12 protein-coding genes are annotated in these 13,881 nt (G+C 57.7%); 6 read left to right on the forward strand and 6 right to left on the reverse strand.

Annotated features, from left to right (window positions below; translation table 11 throughout):
- Positions 1–164: 164 nt before the first annotated feature.
- The 6 genes from ACT3TF_RS12985 to ACT3TF_RS13010 all read left to right on the forward strand — a co-directional run bounded on the left by ACT3TF_RS12985 (position 165) and on the right by ACT3TF_RS13010 (position 6,015).
- Positions 165–1,070 (forward strand): 3-hydroxyacyl-CoA dehydrogenase NAD-binding domain-containing protein, encoded by a 906-nt coding sequence (locus ACT3TF_RS12985; RefSeq protein ID WP_444672327.1) that lies wholly within the window; start codon positions 165–167, stop codon positions 1,068–1,070.
- Positions 1,067–2,095 carry a cyclase family protein gene (locus ACT3TF_RS12990; protein ID WP_444672328.1) on the forward strand — a complete coding sequence of 343 codons (1,029 nt, stop codon included), beginning with the start codon at positions 1,067–1,069 and terminating at the stop codon, positions 2,093–2,095. The genes ACT3TF_RS12985 and ACT3TF_RS12990 overlap by 4 nt, the downstream gene beginning before the upstream one ends.
- A 301-nt stretch (positions 2,096–2,396) precedes the next feature.
- Positions 2,397–3,215 (forward strand): CoA transferase subunit A, encoded by an 819-nt coding sequence (locus tag ACT3TF_RS12995; protein WP_441684470.1) that lies wholly within the window; start codon positions 2,397–2,399, stop codon positions 3,213–3,215.
- Positions 3,215–3,988 (forward strand): CoA-transferase subunit beta, encoded by a 774-nt coding sequence (locus tag ACT3TF_RS13000; RefSeq protein WP_441684469.1) that lies wholly within the window; start codon positions 3,215–3,217, stop codon positions 3,986–3,988. Before ACT3TF_RS12995 ends, ACT3TF_RS13000 begins: the two co-directional genes overlap by 1 nt.
- Before the next feature lie 25 nt (positions 3,989–4,013).
- Positions 4,014–5,216: a 3-oxoadipyl-CoA thiolase gene (pcaF, locus tag ACT3TF_RS13005; protein ID WP_441684484.1), complete on the forward strand. Its 1,203-nt coding sequence runs from the start codon at positions 4,014–4,016 to the stop codon at positions 5,214–5,216.
- Positions 5,217–5,226: 10 nt separating this feature from the next.
- Entirely contained in the window at positions 5,227–6,015 is a 789-nt protein-coding gene (locus ACT3TF_RS13010; protein WP_441684468.1) for an alpha/beta fold hydrolase, read from the forward strand.
- Positions 6,016–6,104: 89 nt separating this feature from the next.
- On the opposite strand, the gene ACT3TF_RS13015 is transcribed toward ACT3TF_RS13010, so the two are convergent.
- The 6 genes from ACT3TF_RS13015 to ACT3TF_RS13040 all read right to left on the reverse strand — a co-directional run bounded on the left by ACT3TF_RS13015 (position 6,105) and on the right by ACT3TF_RS13040 (position 13,878).
- Positions 6,105–7,487, reverse strand: coding sequence for an L-serine ammonia-lyase (locus ACT3TF_RS13015; protein WP_193063142.1), 1,383 nt, complete (start codon positions 7,485–7,487; stop codon positions 6,105–6,107).
- Positions 7,488–7,650: 163 nt separating this feature from the next.
- Complete coding sequence (gene purU / locus ACT3TF_RS13020) at positions 7,651–8,517, reverse strand: formyltetrahydrofolate deformylase (protein WP_193063144.1); 867 nt, start codon at positions 8,515–8,517, stop codon at positions 7,651–7,653.
- Between the two features lie 66 nt (positions 8,518–8,583).
- On the reverse strand, positions 8,584–9,195 hold the full coding sequence (locus ACT3TF_RS13025; protein WP_444672329.1) for a sarcosine oxidase subunit gamma: 612 nt from the start codon (positions 9,193–9,195) through the stop codon (positions 8,584–8,586).
- Positions 9,188–12,229 carry a sarcosine oxidase subunit alpha family protein gene (locus ACT3TF_RS13030; protein WP_193063148.1) on the reverse strand — a complete coding sequence of 1,014 codons (3,042 nt, stop codon included), beginning with the start codon at positions 12,227–12,229 and terminating at the stop codon, positions 9,188–9,190. The genes ACT3TF_RS13025 and ACT3TF_RS13030 overlap by 8 nt, the downstream gene beginning before the upstream one ends.
- Positions 12,226–12,615 (reverse strand): sarcosine oxidase subunit delta, encoded by a 390-nt coding sequence (locus tag ACT3TF_RS13035; protein ID WP_444672330.1) that lies wholly within the window; start codon positions 12,613–12,615, stop codon positions 12,226–12,228. Before ACT3TF_RS13035 ends, ACT3TF_RS13030 begins: the two co-directional genes overlap by 4 nt.
- Positions 12,616–12,627: 12 nt before the next feature.
- Entirely contained in the window at positions 12,628–13,878 is a 1,251-nt protein-coding gene (locus ACT3TF_RS13040; protein ID WP_096276966.1) for a sarcosine oxidase subunit beta family protein, read from the reverse strand.
- Positions 13,879–13,881: the final 3 nt, after the last annotated feature.

Here is a 13,881-nt window from a genome sequence, read left to right on the forward strand (position 1 = left end):
AGACCTCTATTGTCGGCATATTCGACATTGTCTACTATGTGCGCATAGCGTACATAAGTTCGTTTTGTGGCGTCATAGTTAACCCGCTTATGATTTTATTCAATGCGACGTTTGTCTAAGCCTAACTACAAAGCTCATCAGACGCCGTGAAGGGAGCAAAGCTAATGCAACAAGATTCATTGCAAGCCGTTGTGGTGGGGGCCGGCACGATGGGCACCACGCTAGCTAAGTTAATGGCTGCGCAGGGTGTTCACGTGGTGGTGGTGGATACCAACCCGCAGGTGCTGGAAGCCAGCCGCCTGAGCATGGGGGCGTGCGCTGCCGGCGTCTGTTTCACCACTCAGTTGAAAATGAATCAGGCCCCAGATTTTGTGATCGAAAGCGTGACCGAGAATATCGCCATCAAGCAGAAGGTCGTGGCCCAAATCGAGGCCAGCGTGGCCGACACCACGATCATTATGACCAATACTTCGGGTATTCCTATCGACGATATCGGAAGTAGCCTGCGCCTACCGCAACGTTTTCTAGGTACGCACTTCTTTAATCCGGCAGACATTGTTCCTACCGTAGAAGTGGTTCCCGGTAGCCATACGGAGGCTGCGGTCGTGGAGACGACGTGTCGCTGGCTAAAACAGTTGGGAAAACGCCCGGCGGTGCTCAATACCTGCGTGCCTGGGTTTGTCGCCAATCGAATTCAGCATGCCATTATGCGTGAATGCCTCTCGCTATTAGAGAAAGGCGTGGTAGAGGCCGAGGCGCTGGATGACATCGTGCAGTACTCCATCGGCGTGCGCATGGCACTCAATGGCCCGCTATGCCAGCGCGACCTTAACGGGCTAGATATTCACCTGAATATCGCTCGCTACCTTTATCCAGATCTTGATGCGCGTGATGAACCTGCTGCGCTGCTTGAAGATTACGTTGCCCAGGGGCGTTTAGGCGCCAAGACCGGGCGCGGCTTTTACCGCTGGAGCGAGGAGTCCCGGACGCAACACCAGGCTCAGGAGCGAGAGAGCCTGCAACGTATTATTGCCATTGCCACACAGCATGAGCAAAAAGGAGAGTCATGAATCAGCCACGATGGAAACAGCGTCCTGAAGGCAGTAACTGGGGTGATTTCGGGCCCGATGATCAGCTAGGGCGGGTTAATCTGATTGGGCCTGAACAGGTGCTCAAAGGCGTTAAGGAAGTGCTTGAGGGCGTAACGTTCTGCCTGTCGCTGCCGCTGGATATTCCTGGTGGCAAGGTACTGAATCCTCGCCGCTCACCGCCAAAGCTATCTCCCACGGCGCTCGGTGATGACCAGTACATCAATTTTCCTCTCGCCACTCATAGCCCAGAGTTACAGGACGTTATTAGTGACGATCAGGTTCAGCTCTCGCTGCAGTACTCCACACAGTGGGACTCGCTTGCCCATGTGGGCGCTCTGTTCGATGGCGATAATGACGGGCAGCCAGAGCGTCGCTATTACAACGGCTATTTGGCTGACCAGGATGTGCTCAATTTGAGTCAGCAGCCCCATCAACAGCATGACTCTTATGCCCAGCGTTTGGGCGTTGAAAATATGGCCGTGCATGGTATGCAGGGCCGGGCCGTATTGGTTGATTTGGTTCGTGTGTTTGGCATGGGAAGAACGCTGGTAGGCCATGCGGCGCTGATGGCGGCGCTGGAGCAACTGAACGTGGTGATTGAGCGTGGCGATATGCTGGTATTGCGCACGGGCTTCGCAGAGGCATTGCTGGATATGCAAGGCAAGCCGCAGCCGGACGTGCTGAAAAATACTGGCGCCGTGCTCGACGGCAGCGATCAGGCCCTGCTGAAGTGGATCACCGACAGTGGGATTTCGGCCATCTGCGCCGATAATTACGCGGTAGAGAACATGGATCGCGAATTGGAGCCTGGCTGCTGCTCCAAGCTTCCCTTGCACCACCACTGCTTATTCAAGCTCGGCTTGCCGCTGGCGGAGCTGTGGTATCTGAAGGACTTAGCGCAATGGCTGCATAGCCGTGAACGTAATCGGTTCTTACTGACAGCGCCACCGCTGCGCTTACCCGGCGCGATAGGTTCACCGGTCACGCCGGTGGCCAGCGTATAGCGATTCAGTCATCTGCGCGGTTAAAAAAGGTGAGTGGAGCGCCTTAGTGAGACTATACCTTGGTAGCAGGCGAGCTCATGAAGCGAACGCTAAAAAAGCTGATGAAATTATATAATAGTCTGAAAAATATGAATTTTAAGATAATTATTAGGAGCATAAATTTATCGATTAAACCTTAAGCTCCCGCAGTAGGGTTTGACCCGATTAGCGTTCGGCAGTAAATTGTTCGCATTAAGAATCTATGTTCGCAAGACGAACAGGCTCCTGCGATTCGCCAACGACCTGCTAAGAGGCATCCTATATGGCCGAGTTTCTCAGCTTGCATGACGCGGTAGCGCGCTACGTCCAAGACGGCGCCACTGTAGCCATGGAAGGCTTTACCCACCTCATTCCTTTTGCTGCGGGCCATGAAGTCATCCGCCAGAAAAAGCGTGATCTAACGCTAATTCGCATGACGCCCGATATTATCTACGATCAGTTGATTGGCGCGGGCTGCGCGAAAAAAGTGATTTTCTCTTGGGGAGGTAATCCCGGCGTGGGCTCGCTACACCGTCTGCGCGATGCGGTTGAGAAAGGCTGGCCCCATAAGATCGATATTCTTGAGCATAGCCATGCGGCCATGGCCTGTGCTTTTGAAGCCGGGGCGGCAGGTTTACCGCTCGCGGTGCTGCGCGGCTATGTGGGCAGTGAGTTGCCTAGTGTGAACGACCAAATCAAGTTCATTGAATGCCCGTTTACCGGTGAGCGCTTGGCCGCTGTGCCGTCAGTGCGTCCGGATGTGTCGATTATTCACGCCCAGCGCGCCGACCGCCAAGGCAACGTGCTGGTGGAGGGGATTGTCGGTGTACAAAAAGAAGCAGTGCTGGCGGCTAAGCACAGTATCGTCACCGTAGAAGAAATCGTTGATGACCTTAATACGCACCCTAATGCCTGCGTGATTCCCGGCTGGGCCATCAGCGCCATTGCGGTGGCTGAGAAAGGTGCGCTGCCCTCGTATACCCATGGCTATTACGGCCGCAGCAATCGCTTTTATAAAGAGTGGGATGCCATCGCCCGCGACCGCGATACCTTTACTGAGTGGCTTGATGACAACGTGTTTAACGTGGGAGGCCGCGCCTGATGAATCTGGAATATAGCTCTTCAGAAATGATGTCAGTGACCGCGGCGCGGGCGCTTGAAAATGGCATGACCTGCTTTGTGGGCATCGGCTTGCCTTCTGAGGCCGCCAACTTGGCGCGGCTGACCCACGCGCCTGACGTGGTGCTGATCTATGAGTCTGGCACGCTACAAACCAAGCCTGAGATTCTGCCGCTTTCGATCGGCGATGGCGAACTGTGTGAGTCCGCGCTGACCACCGTGGCGGTACCGGAAATGTTCCGCTACTGGCTGCAGGGCGGAAAGGTCAATGTGGGATTTTTAGGCACTGCGCAAATCGACCGTTTTGCCAATCTGAATACCACGCTGATTGGCGATTACAAAGCGCCCAAAGTCCGCCTACCGGGCGGCGGCGGCGCGCCAGAAATTGCCACTAACGCAGGCGAAGTATTTATTACGCTTAAGCACAGCAGGCGGGCATTTGTTAAGGACGTTGATTTTGTGACTACGTTAGGCTTTGGTCGTGACGGGAAAGGGCGCGATAACGTACCCAATATTGGCAAAGGGCCTACCCGCGTGATTACTGACCTGTGCGTGATGAAACCCGATCCGGAGACGAAAGAGCTGGTGGTGGTATCGCTACATCCCGGCATTAGCCGCAGCGACGTAATGGATGCTACGGGGTGGGAAGTACGCTTTGCTGAACAGCTTGAAAGCACGCCTGAGCCCAGCGAAAAAGAGCTGACGATCTTACGCGAGTTGAAAGCACGTACTGAACGCGCTCACGCCGGCGAATAAGGAGTTTTTTATGAGTGATGTCGATATTAAAAACGTCTACCTTTGCCATCCCCGACGCACCGCCATCGGTCGTTTTGGCGGCACCTTAGCTGGCGTACGCCCCGATGATTTCGCCGCCACCATTTTTAAAGCCGTCCTGGCAGAAGCACCGGCTCTTGATCCCGCGGCGATTGAAGAAGTCTTTATGGGCTGCGCCAACCAGGCCGGTGACGATAACCGCAATGTGGCGCGTATGTCGTCGCTATTGGCGGGTATCCCCACCTCGGTACCTGGCACCACCATGAATCGCCTGTGTGGTTCGGGTATGGACGCGGTTGGCACGGCCTTTCGCGCCATTAAAGCGGGCGAGATGGCGCTGGCGCTTGCTGGTGGCGTTGAGTCTATGTCCCGCGCACCCTATGTTATGGGCAAAGCCGATAGCGCCTTCTCTCGTGGCCAAAAAATTGAAGACACCACTATTGGCTGGCGCTTTATCAACCCGCTAATGAAGAAAGCTTACGGCGTTGACTCCATGCCGGAGACCGCAGAAAACGTCGCCGAGCAGTTCAATATCTCCCGGGAAGATCAGGATGCGTTCGCGCTGCGCTCGCAGCAGAAAGCCGCGACTGCCCAAAAAGCCGGGCGCTTTGCCCAAGAGATTACGGCGATTGAGATCCCGCGGCGCAAACAGGCGCCCCTGATATTTGATCAGGATGAGCATCTGCGGGAAACCACACTCGATAAGCTGGCGGGCTTAGCAACCCCCTTTCGTGAGGGCGGCAGCGTTACGGCGGGTAATGCCTCCGGTGTCAACGACGGTGCGGCGGCGATGCTGGTGGCCAGCGAAGCGGCGGTTAAACAGCACGGTCTTAAGCCAATAGCGAAAATTATTGGAATGGCCACCGCAGGCGTTGAGCCGCGTATTATGGGCTACGGACCGGTACCGGCTGTACAGAAACTGCTGAAGCGTACCGGTGTTTCTATCGACGAGATCGATGTATTTGAATTCAATGAAGCGTTCGCCGCTCAGGCGCTGGCCTGCATGCGCGACCTGGGTTTGCAAGACGATGACCCTCGCGTGAATCCTAACGGCGGCGCGATTGCTCTTGGCCATCCACTGGGCATGTCAGGAGCACGTCTGCTCATGACGGCTGCGTTTGAGCTGCAAAACAGCGGCAAACGCTACGCGCTGTGCACCATGTGCGTGGGTGTTGGTCAGGGTATCGCAACGCTAATCGAACGGGTTTAACGGGGGCACTATGGCATTCCATATCATCAGCGGTCGCAGCGTGGCTTACCGGCTGCTCGGGGCAGAAGCCAATCCACTTGTGTTGCTGGCGCATCCGCTGGGCATGAGCCAAGCGGTATGGGATGACGTCATTCCTGCGCTGCTGCCTAGCTATCGAGTGCTCACCTGGGATCTACCCGGTCATGGTGCTAGCCAGGCAGTGGGCGGTAAGCGCATCAGCCCCGCTGATCTCGCCGCAGAGGCGCTTGCGCTGGTAGAGCTTGCAGGCGCTGCGCGCTTTCACTTCGCCGGCACCTCGATAGGCGGCGTGGTTGGTCAGCAGCTGATAGCCGAACATGCACATCGCCTGCTCTCCGTCACGCTAACCAACACCGGCGCGGTGATCGGCACTGCGGAGCTGTGGAGCACCCGTGCAGGCCGCGTGCGTCAGGAAGGCTTGGCGGCGATGGCCCAAGAGATTGTGCCGCGCTGGTTTGCACCGGCGGCGTTTGCGGCAAACCCCGCGTTGAAAGCCGGCTGGTGCACTCAAATGGGCCGTGGCGATGATGAGTCTTACGCCCAGCTGTGCGAAATGCTGGGGCGCGATAGCTTTATTGGAAAGCTGACCGGCAAGCACGCCAACGTACAGTTGTTGGGTGGCAGTGAAGATCTAGCCACGCCGCCTGCAACGCTGCAAGCGCTTTCAATGGAGCTTGACGGTGCTTCACTGATGGTTTTGGACGGCGTGGGCCACGTACCTTCAGTAGAAGCCCCGGTACTGTTCGCGCAAAAGCTTCTCAATGTACTGGCGGCTGATTAAGGCGATGTGCCCAAGCATTACTTGGGCTTTTAATGAACAAAGCGCTAGATAGTATTTTAGCTCAGAAATGTATAGCTAAAGCGCACGCTCTAACACTCAATGGCATTCACGGCCAATCCGCCCTTGGACGTTTCCTTGTACTTATCCAGCATGTCTTTTCCGGTGTCGCGCATCGTGCGGATGACTTTATCTAGGGAGATAAAGTGGGTGCCATCGCCGCGCAGGGCCATCTGGGCGGCGTTGATCGCCTTGACGGTGGCAATCGCATTGCGCTCGATGCAGGGCACCTGAACCAGGCCGCCCACCGGGTCACAGGTCAGCCCCAGATTGTGCTCCAAGCCGATTTCGGCGGCGTTTTCGACCTGCTCAGGCGTGGCGCCCATGACTTCAGCCAAGCCCGCGGCGGCCATGGCGCATGCCGAGCCCACTTCGCCCTGGCAGCCTACTTCGGCGCCGGATATGGAGGCGTTCTTCTTGCATAGAATGCCGATTGCGCCGGCCGTAAGCAGGAAGTCCACCACGTTGCGCTCGCTGGCACCCGCCTGAAACTTCATGTAGTAGTGCAGCACGGCGGGAATGATCCCCGCTGCGCCGTTGGTTGGGGCGGTGACCATACGCCCACCGGCGGCATTCTCCTCGTTCACGGCGAGTGCGAAGATATTGACCCATTCCATAGCGGAAAAGGTAGAGGCAATCAGGCAGTCGTTCTGCTCGGCCGCCTGCAGGCGTTGGTGAAGCTGCCTTGCCCGGCGCTTGACGTTAAGCCCGCCGGGTAAGATTCCTTCATGGATTAGCCCGTTATCAATGCACTCGCACATGACCTGCCAAATGCGCCAAAGCTCGTCTCTGACCTCCTGCTCGCCGCGCCAGGTTTTCTCGTTTTCCAGCATCAGGCGGCTAATGCTCATGTTTTCGCGTTTGCACATGGCCAGAAGCTCTTCCGCGGAGTTGAAATCGAAGGGGATCTCGGCCGTATCCATGTCTTCAAGCTTGGCATCTACCTGATTCTGATCGACCACAAAGCCGCCGCCTACCGAGTAATAGGTATTGGCGGTCAGCAGGCTGTCGTCCTCAGCAAAGGCACAAAGCTTCATAGCATTAGGGTGGTGGGGCAGGCTCTCTTCATGAAAGATAATGTCCCGATCCCAAACAAAAACAACATCTTTCTGGCGGCCCAGCGACAGGCCGCGAGTGTCTTTTAACGCCTCAACGGTCGGCAAGATAATCGAGGGGTCGATGGTGTCAGGCCGCTCTCCCAACAAGCCCATGACAATGGCGTGGTCGGTTCCATGGCCAATGCCTGTGGCGGAAAGCGAGCCATACAGGTGCACTTCCAGGCGGCCCACCTGGTCCAGTATCTGGCTATCGCGCAGAACCGTCGCAAACTTGAAGGCTGCCATCATGGGGCCGACTGTATGCGAGCTGGATGGGCCGACGCCAATCTTGAAAAGATCGAAAACACTGATAGGCATGGAAGACCTCTAATTGGGAATAAAAAAGCCGACTCATCAGGTTTAAGACAGGATAAACATGCATTAATGCCGCATTATTTACCGATCGTCAAAACCGATGAACAGACTTAACTATTGTGTTGCTGGCTTTAGTGAAAAACGTCGCGTTATGCATGATACGCGGTCAGTTGCCGAACACGACCGTGCGCCCGTTATGCAGGAAAACCCGTCGCTCAAGATGGTAACCAATAGCCCTGGCCAGCGTCAGGCACTCTATATCGCGCCCTTTGGCAACCAGGTCCTCAGGGTAGTGCGCATGATCAACCGGCTCTACCCCTTGGGCGATAATCGGCCCCTCATCAAGATCGTTATTGATGTAGTGCGCCGTGGCGCCGACCAGCTTAACGCCCTTGTCATAGGCCTGGTGGTAAGGTTTCGCGCCTTTGAAGCCCGGCAGCAGCGAGTGGTGAATATTGATGGCTCGCCCGCTCAGAAGCTCGCACATGCGCGGCGATAGCACCTGCATGTAGCGCGCCAAAATCACCAGCTCCGCCCCGGTGCCTTCAATAATATCGAGTACCTGGGTCTCTTGCTCAGCCTTGGTGTCGGGCGTGATGGGCAAATGATAATAAGGCAGGTCGTGCCAGCTCGCGAGCGGCTCAAGATCCGGATGATTGGAGATGATCGCCTTGATATCTAGCGACAGCTGCCCAGTACGGTAGCGGTAGAGCAGATCGTTTAAACAGTGATCCGCTTTGGACACAAGAATAACGGCGCCCGTTCGCTTGGCCGGCGGGGTCAATTCAAACGTCATGCCGAACTCCGCCGCGCGGTGTTCAAAATTTTCCTGAAACGTCTGCTCGTTGAAGGCATCAAGCTCGGGGCGAAACTCCGCCCGAATAAAGAAACGCTCGCCTAGCCGATCATCGAAGGAGTTAAGTTCGGTGATATAGCAGTACTGCTCCTTTAAAAAGCGGGTCACGACATCGACCGTGCCCAAAATACTGGGGCATTGGGCGGCAAGTATCCAGGTATCCGTCATTCGGCTCATGGCGCTTCTCTTTCATCAGCTTAATCAGTAAGTCAGGGCAGGCCAGCGATGCTGGCCTGTGGCTTATTATTGTGTGTCGATGCCATATTCCGCCGAGGCGTCAAGCAGCCAGCGGTAGCAGTAGTCGGCAAAGCTGCGGCGCACCACCAGCTCCCAGTGCGTCTCGGAAGGGCGGCGCAGGACAACGGTGGCCTTGGCAAAGACCGTGGTAACGCCCTTTCCCACCAGGAAAGCATTGGGATGCACATCGTAGGGCGTCGATTTCATCAGCACGTCGCGGGCGTTCTCGCCGCTAAGTGTCAGTACCGTCTGGCCGCCACTCGCGTTTACGATGCCGTAGTGGGCATCGCCAAGCGCATGGCGCAGCGCATTTTCCAACGCAAACTCCTCGCCGCCTGGCACGATCACCAGCCACTCATCGGGCGACAGCCACTGAATCGAGCGCTCGCCGCTGTCATCAAACGCAAGCGCGTTGGGCTTGGCCGGTAGGCTGATGCCGAGCGTTGCGCGAACCGCCTCATCCAGCACGATAGCGCCACCACGCAGCACCAAGTGGCCTAGCAAGGCTTTTTCACGCAGCACAATGCCTGTGTGTTGCTGCTGATAGCTCCACGCCAGGGGAGACTCAACTGACGGGTGACCGTCAGGCACGGTGTTGAACTCTCGCACGTTAGACATGCTGGCGTTCTCCTTTTGGGTCGATAAACACAGGGCTTACGATTTCGGCTTCATGCACCGTGCCGTCCGCCATGGGGATATACACGGCTTGGCCCATTCGCTCGTGACCACCCATCACCACGGCCAGGGCAAAGCCATGTTTGAGCGACGCACTGTAGTAACTGGAGGTTACGTGGCCTTTCATATCCATAGGAATCGACTGTTTTCCGTCAAACACGATCTGCGCGCCTTCTTCCAGCACCACCGTGGGATCCTTGGGCTTCAGGCCGACAAACTGTTTGCGATCCTGGCGGCGAGTATCCGGGCGTGACAGGGCCCGCTTGCCGATCCATGGGAAGGGCTTGTCGTAACCGATGGCCCACTGCATGCCGAGATCTTCCGGGGTCACCGAGCCGTCGGTATCCTGCCCCACGATGATCAGGCCTTTCTCGGCGCGCAGTACGTGCATGGTCTCGGTGCCGTAGGGCGTCAGGTCATACTTCTTGCCGTGCTCAAAGAGTTTTTTCCAGACGTGCATGGCGTAGTTGGCCTGCACGTTGATTTCAAACGCCAGCTCCCCGGTAAACGAGATACGGAAGATACGCGCGGGCACTTCGGCGACCGTCGCATCGCGCCAATCCATGAACTTGAAGTTCTCTTTATCAAGATCCATGTCCGTTAGCTCGGAAAGCAGCTTACGCGCATCCGGGCCGGTTACGGTCATGGTCGCCCAGTGGTCGGTTACCGAATTGAAGTAGACCTGAAGCTCGGGCCATTCGGTCTGGTGCCACAGCTCCAGCCATTCCAGCACGCCTGCCGCGCCACCGGTGGTGGTGGTCATCAGGAAGTGGTTATCGCCCAGACAGCTGGTGGTGCCGTCGTCCATCAGCATACCGTCGTCTTTACACATCAGGCCGTAGCGCACGCGCCCGGGGGCGAGCTGGGCCCACTTGTTGGTATAGATGCGGCCCAGGAACTCGCGGGCATCCGGCCCCTGAATATCGATCTTGCCAAGTGTGGAAGCATCGAGAATACCCACGCCTTCGCGCACCGCCAGGCACTCGCGAGCCACCGCTTCGTGCATGGTTTCTTTTTTACCGTTGACCGAGCGAGGAAAGTACCAAGGACGTTTCCACTGCCCCACGTCCTCGAATTCGGCACCGTTTTCCACGTGCCACTCGTGCAGCGCGGTGTAGCGTTTGGGATCAAACAGTTCGCCGCAGTGGCGACCAACGATAGCGCCAAAGGTAACCGGCGTGTAGTTGGGCCGGAAAACGGTGGTGCCTACTTCAGGAATCGATCGACCCAGGCAGCGTGCAGCAATCGCCATACCGTTGATGTTACCCAGCTTGCCCTGGTCGGTACCAAAGCCCAGTGCGGTGTAGCGCTTGACGTGTTCGATGGATTCAAAGCCTTCGCGGGTGGCCACTTCAATGCCCGCGGCGGTGACATCGTTTTGCAGGTCAACAAACTGCTTGGGGGCACGTAGGGCGCTCTTTTCATGGGGCACCTGATAAAGTGCGCAGGCCGGAGCGTCGCGTCGCGCCTGAGTAGCCGGCAGCACGATATCCTGAGCGTTGTTAAAGCCACTTTCCAGCGCGGCCAGGCGGCCAGCGCGAGCGCCATCAGCCAGTGTCTCGCTCAACGCATAGTAACCGGCCACGCCGCCTACCGATTGCATGCCCCTGACCTTGCCGGGTATAAAGCCCAGCAGCTCATCATTCCAGACGGGCCGCGTACCGGTGTGTGAAGACAGGTGAACCACCGGGCTATAGCCGCCAGAGCTTGCGATGGTATCGCACACAAGTTCTTCGACCTTCCCGGTCACCGCATGGCGCTTGAGATCAATGGCAGAAACCCGTGCCCCGGTGACGCGCTGGTTGCCACGCGACTCAATCACGGCACTGCCGGTGATAACGCGAATACCGCTGTCGCGGGCCTGACGAACCAGGTCGCCGTCGGGGGTGGCCCGCGCATCGACAATCGCGACGACCTTGCGCCCAGCCTCTTTCCAGTCAAGCGCGGCACGATAGGCGTGGTCGTTGCTGGTGGTGAGCACCAGGCTGTTGCCGGGCACCACCGCATAGCGGCGGATGTAGTTGGAGACCGCTCCGGCGAGCATATTGCCTGGCAGGTCATTGTTGGCATACACCAGCGGGCGTTCGTGGGTGCCGCTGGCCAGCACCACCTGGGCGGCGCGCACGCGGTGCAGCCGTGCCCGCGACTCATCGGGGAAGCCCGCTTCACGAGCAGTATCGGCCAGGTGCTCGGTACGCCGCTCGTGCAGCGTGACAAAGTTGTGATCGTGATAACCGTTAGCGGTGGTGCGCGGCAACAGCATCACGGTTTCCATACCAGCAAGCTCGTTGAGTGTCTGCTTAATCCAGCGCGACGCGGCGATACCATCAAGGGTCTCGCGGCTGTCCAGCAGCGAGCCGCCCATTTCTTCTTGCTCGTCGCACAGGATAACGCGGGCGCCGGCACGGGCGGCGGTAAGCGCCGCGGCAAGACCCGCCGGGCCCGCACCAATCACCATCACATCGCAGTGATGATGCATGTGATCGTAGATATCTGGGTCGGATTCAGTGGGCGCGCGGCCCAGGCCCGCGCCCATGCGGATGTACTTCTCATAAGTCATCCACATTGAGGCAGGAGCCATGAAGGTTTTGTAGTAGAACCCCGGCGGCATGAAGTTACCACCCAGGCGGCCTACCCAGCTCATTACGTCACGCTGGACGTTAGGCCAACCGTTGGTACTACGCGCCACCAGACCGTTATACAGGCCTTGCTGGGTGGCACGGACGTTGGGCACCTGAGTGTTATCCCGGGCGCCTAGCTGGACGACCGCATTGGGCTCTTCAGCACCTGCGGCGACAATCCCGCGAGCGCGTGAGTACTTGAAGCTGCGGTTGACGATATCCACGCCGTTGGCGAGCAGTGCCGAGGCCAGCGTGTCGCCCTTAAAACCTTGGTAGCTCTGGCCGTTAAAGGTGAACTCAAGCACCTGGGAGCGATCGACGCGACCGCCGGCATCAATACGATTTTTCTGGGTCATGACGAGGCCTCCTCGTTCAGTGCCTTGCTTTCAGGGCGTGCGCCCACGGTCTGCCAGCCACCATCGGCCGTTTGAACGCCTTGTTCGTGACGAACGTTGGGCGTTGCCGCCGTCATGGTCGGCTGCTCACCCATGGGGTAGGTTTCAAGGATCTCGTAGGTCACCGTGTTGCGGGTGATATTGAAAAACTTGCGACAGCCCACTGAGTGCACCCACATTTCGTGGTGAATGCCGCGCGGGTTGTTGCGGAAGAACAGGTAGTCGCCCCACTCTTCGTCGTTGGTATTGTCCGGATCGGAGGGGCGCATCAGGTGGGCCTGGCCGCGAGCGTGGAACTCCTCTTCCTCGCGGTGCTCCTTGCAGTAAGGGCAGAAGATATAAAACATGATGGGCTCTCCTTAGTGCGCCACGCCAGCAGCGCCGTGTTCATCGATCAGCGCACCGGTATGGAAACGATCGATGGAAAAAGGCGCAGCGATGGGATGCATTTCACCTTTGGCCAGACTCGCGGCGAAAATATGTCCGGAGCCGGGGGTCGCCTTGAAGCCACCGGTGCCCCAGCCACAGTTGAAATACAGACCCTTGACCTTTGTCTTGGACAGAATCGGGCAGGCATCAGGGCAGGTATCTACAATGCCGCCCCACTGGCGGTTCATGCGCACCCGGGAGAACATCGGGAACATCTCAACGATGGCCTGAAGAGTGTGCTCAATGGTCGGGTAGCTGCCACGCTGGCCGTAGCCTATGTAGCCGTCGATACCGGCACCGATGACCAGATCGCCTTTGTCGGACTGACTGATATAGCCGTGAACGTGGTTGGACATGGTGACGGTGTTGAGAATTGGCTTGAGCGGCTCGGAGACCAGCGCCTGTAGCGGATGCGACTCTAGCGGCAGTTTGATGCCCGCCATGTTGGCCAGCACGCCGGAATTACCCGCCGCAACACAGCCCACGGTGTTGGCTTCGATATCGCCGCGATTGGTATGGACGCCGAGCACCTTGCCGTCACGGATCTTGAAGCCGGTGACTTCGGTATTCTGCAAAAGGTCGACACCCAGCGCGTCGGCGGCGCGAGCATATCCCCAGGCGACCGCGTCGTGGCGTGCAACGCCCGCGCTCTTCTGCCAGGAAGCCCCCATGATCGGGTAGCGGGCGCGGGTGGAGATATCCAGCTCAGGCTCGATCTCCTTGATCTGCTGGGGGGTGACCACTTCACTGTCGATGCCGTTCAGGCGGTTGGCGTGAACGCGGCGTTGAATGTCGCGCATATCCTGCAAGGTGTGGCCCAGGTTGAGCACGCCGCGCTGGGAAAACATCACGTTGTAGTTCAGATCCTGGGAAAGGCCTTTCCATAGATCCAGCGAGTGGTTATAGAGCCGTCCCGCTTCATCCCACAGGTAGTTGGAACGTACGATGGTCGTATTACGTGCGGTATTACCCCCGCCCAGCCAGCCTTTTTCGACCACGGCGACATTTTTGATGCCGAACTCTTTTGCCAGGTAGTAGGCGGTGGCTAGCCCGTGGCCGCCACCGCCGACGATAATGACGTCGTAGCGCTTTTTAGGTTCGGGGTTGCGCCATTGGCGCTCCCAGTTTTCGTGGTGCCCGAGCGCATGTTTGACCAGTCCGAAGCCGGAATAACGTTGCATAAA

This window comes from Halomonas sp. AOP25-F1-15 (genome assembly GCF_052378675.1).
GTDB classification, from domain to species: Bacteria; Pseudomonadota; Gammaproteobacteria; order Pseudomonadales; family Halomonadaceae; genus Vreelandella; species Vreelandella casei.

What these genes read in the sequence shown, in the direction of transcription:
- ACT3TF_RS12985 (WP_444672327.1), top strand. Translation starts at nt 165, where the DNA reads ATGCAACAAGATTCATTGCAAGCCGTTGTGGTGGGGGCCGGCACGATG.
- ACT3TF_RS12990 (WP_444672328.1), top strand. Translation starts at nt 1,067, where the DNA reads ATGAATCAGCCACGATGGAAACAGCGTCCTGAAGGCAGTAACTGGGGT.
- ACT3TF_RS12995 (WP_441684470.1), top strand. Translation starts at nt 2,397, where the DNA reads ATGGCCGAGTTTCTCAGCTTGCATGACGCGGTAGCGCGCTACGTCCAA.
- ACT3TF_RS13000 (WP_441684469.1), top strand. Translation starts at nt 3,215, where the DNA reads ATGAATCTGGAATATAGCTCTTCAGAAATGATGTCAGTGACCGCGGCG.
- ACT3TF_RS13010 (WP_441684468.1), top strand. Translation starts at nt 5,227, where the DNA reads ATGGCATTCCATATCATCAGCGGTCGCAGCGTGGCTTACCGGCTGCTC.
- ACT3TF_RS13015 (WP_193063142.1), bottom strand. Translation starts at nt 7,487, where the DNA reads ATGCCTATCAGTGTTTTCGATCTTTTCAAGATTGGCGTCGGCCCATCC.
- purU (WP_193063144.1), bottom strand. Translation starts at nt 8,517, where the DNA reads ATGAGCCGAATGACGGATACCTGGATACTTGCCGCCCAATGCCCCAGT.
- ACT3TF_RS13025 (WP_444672329.1), bottom strand. Translation starts at nt 9,195, where the DNA reads ATGTCTAACGTGCGAGAGTTCAACACCGTGCCTGACGGTCACCCGTCA.
- ACT3TF_RS13030 (WP_193063148.1), bottom strand. Translation starts at nt 12,229, where the DNA reads ATGACCCAGAAAAATCGTATTGATGCCGGCGGTCGCGTCGATCGCTCC.
- ACT3TF_RS13035 (WP_444672330.1), bottom strand. Translation starts at nt 12,615, where the DNA reads ATGTTTTATATCTTCTGCCCTTACTGCAAGGAGCACCGCGAGGAAGAG.
- ACT3TF_RS13040 (WP_096276966.1), bottom strand. Translation starts at nt 13,878, where the DNA reads ATGCAACGTTATTCCGGCTTCGGACTGGTCAAACATGCGCTCGGGCAC.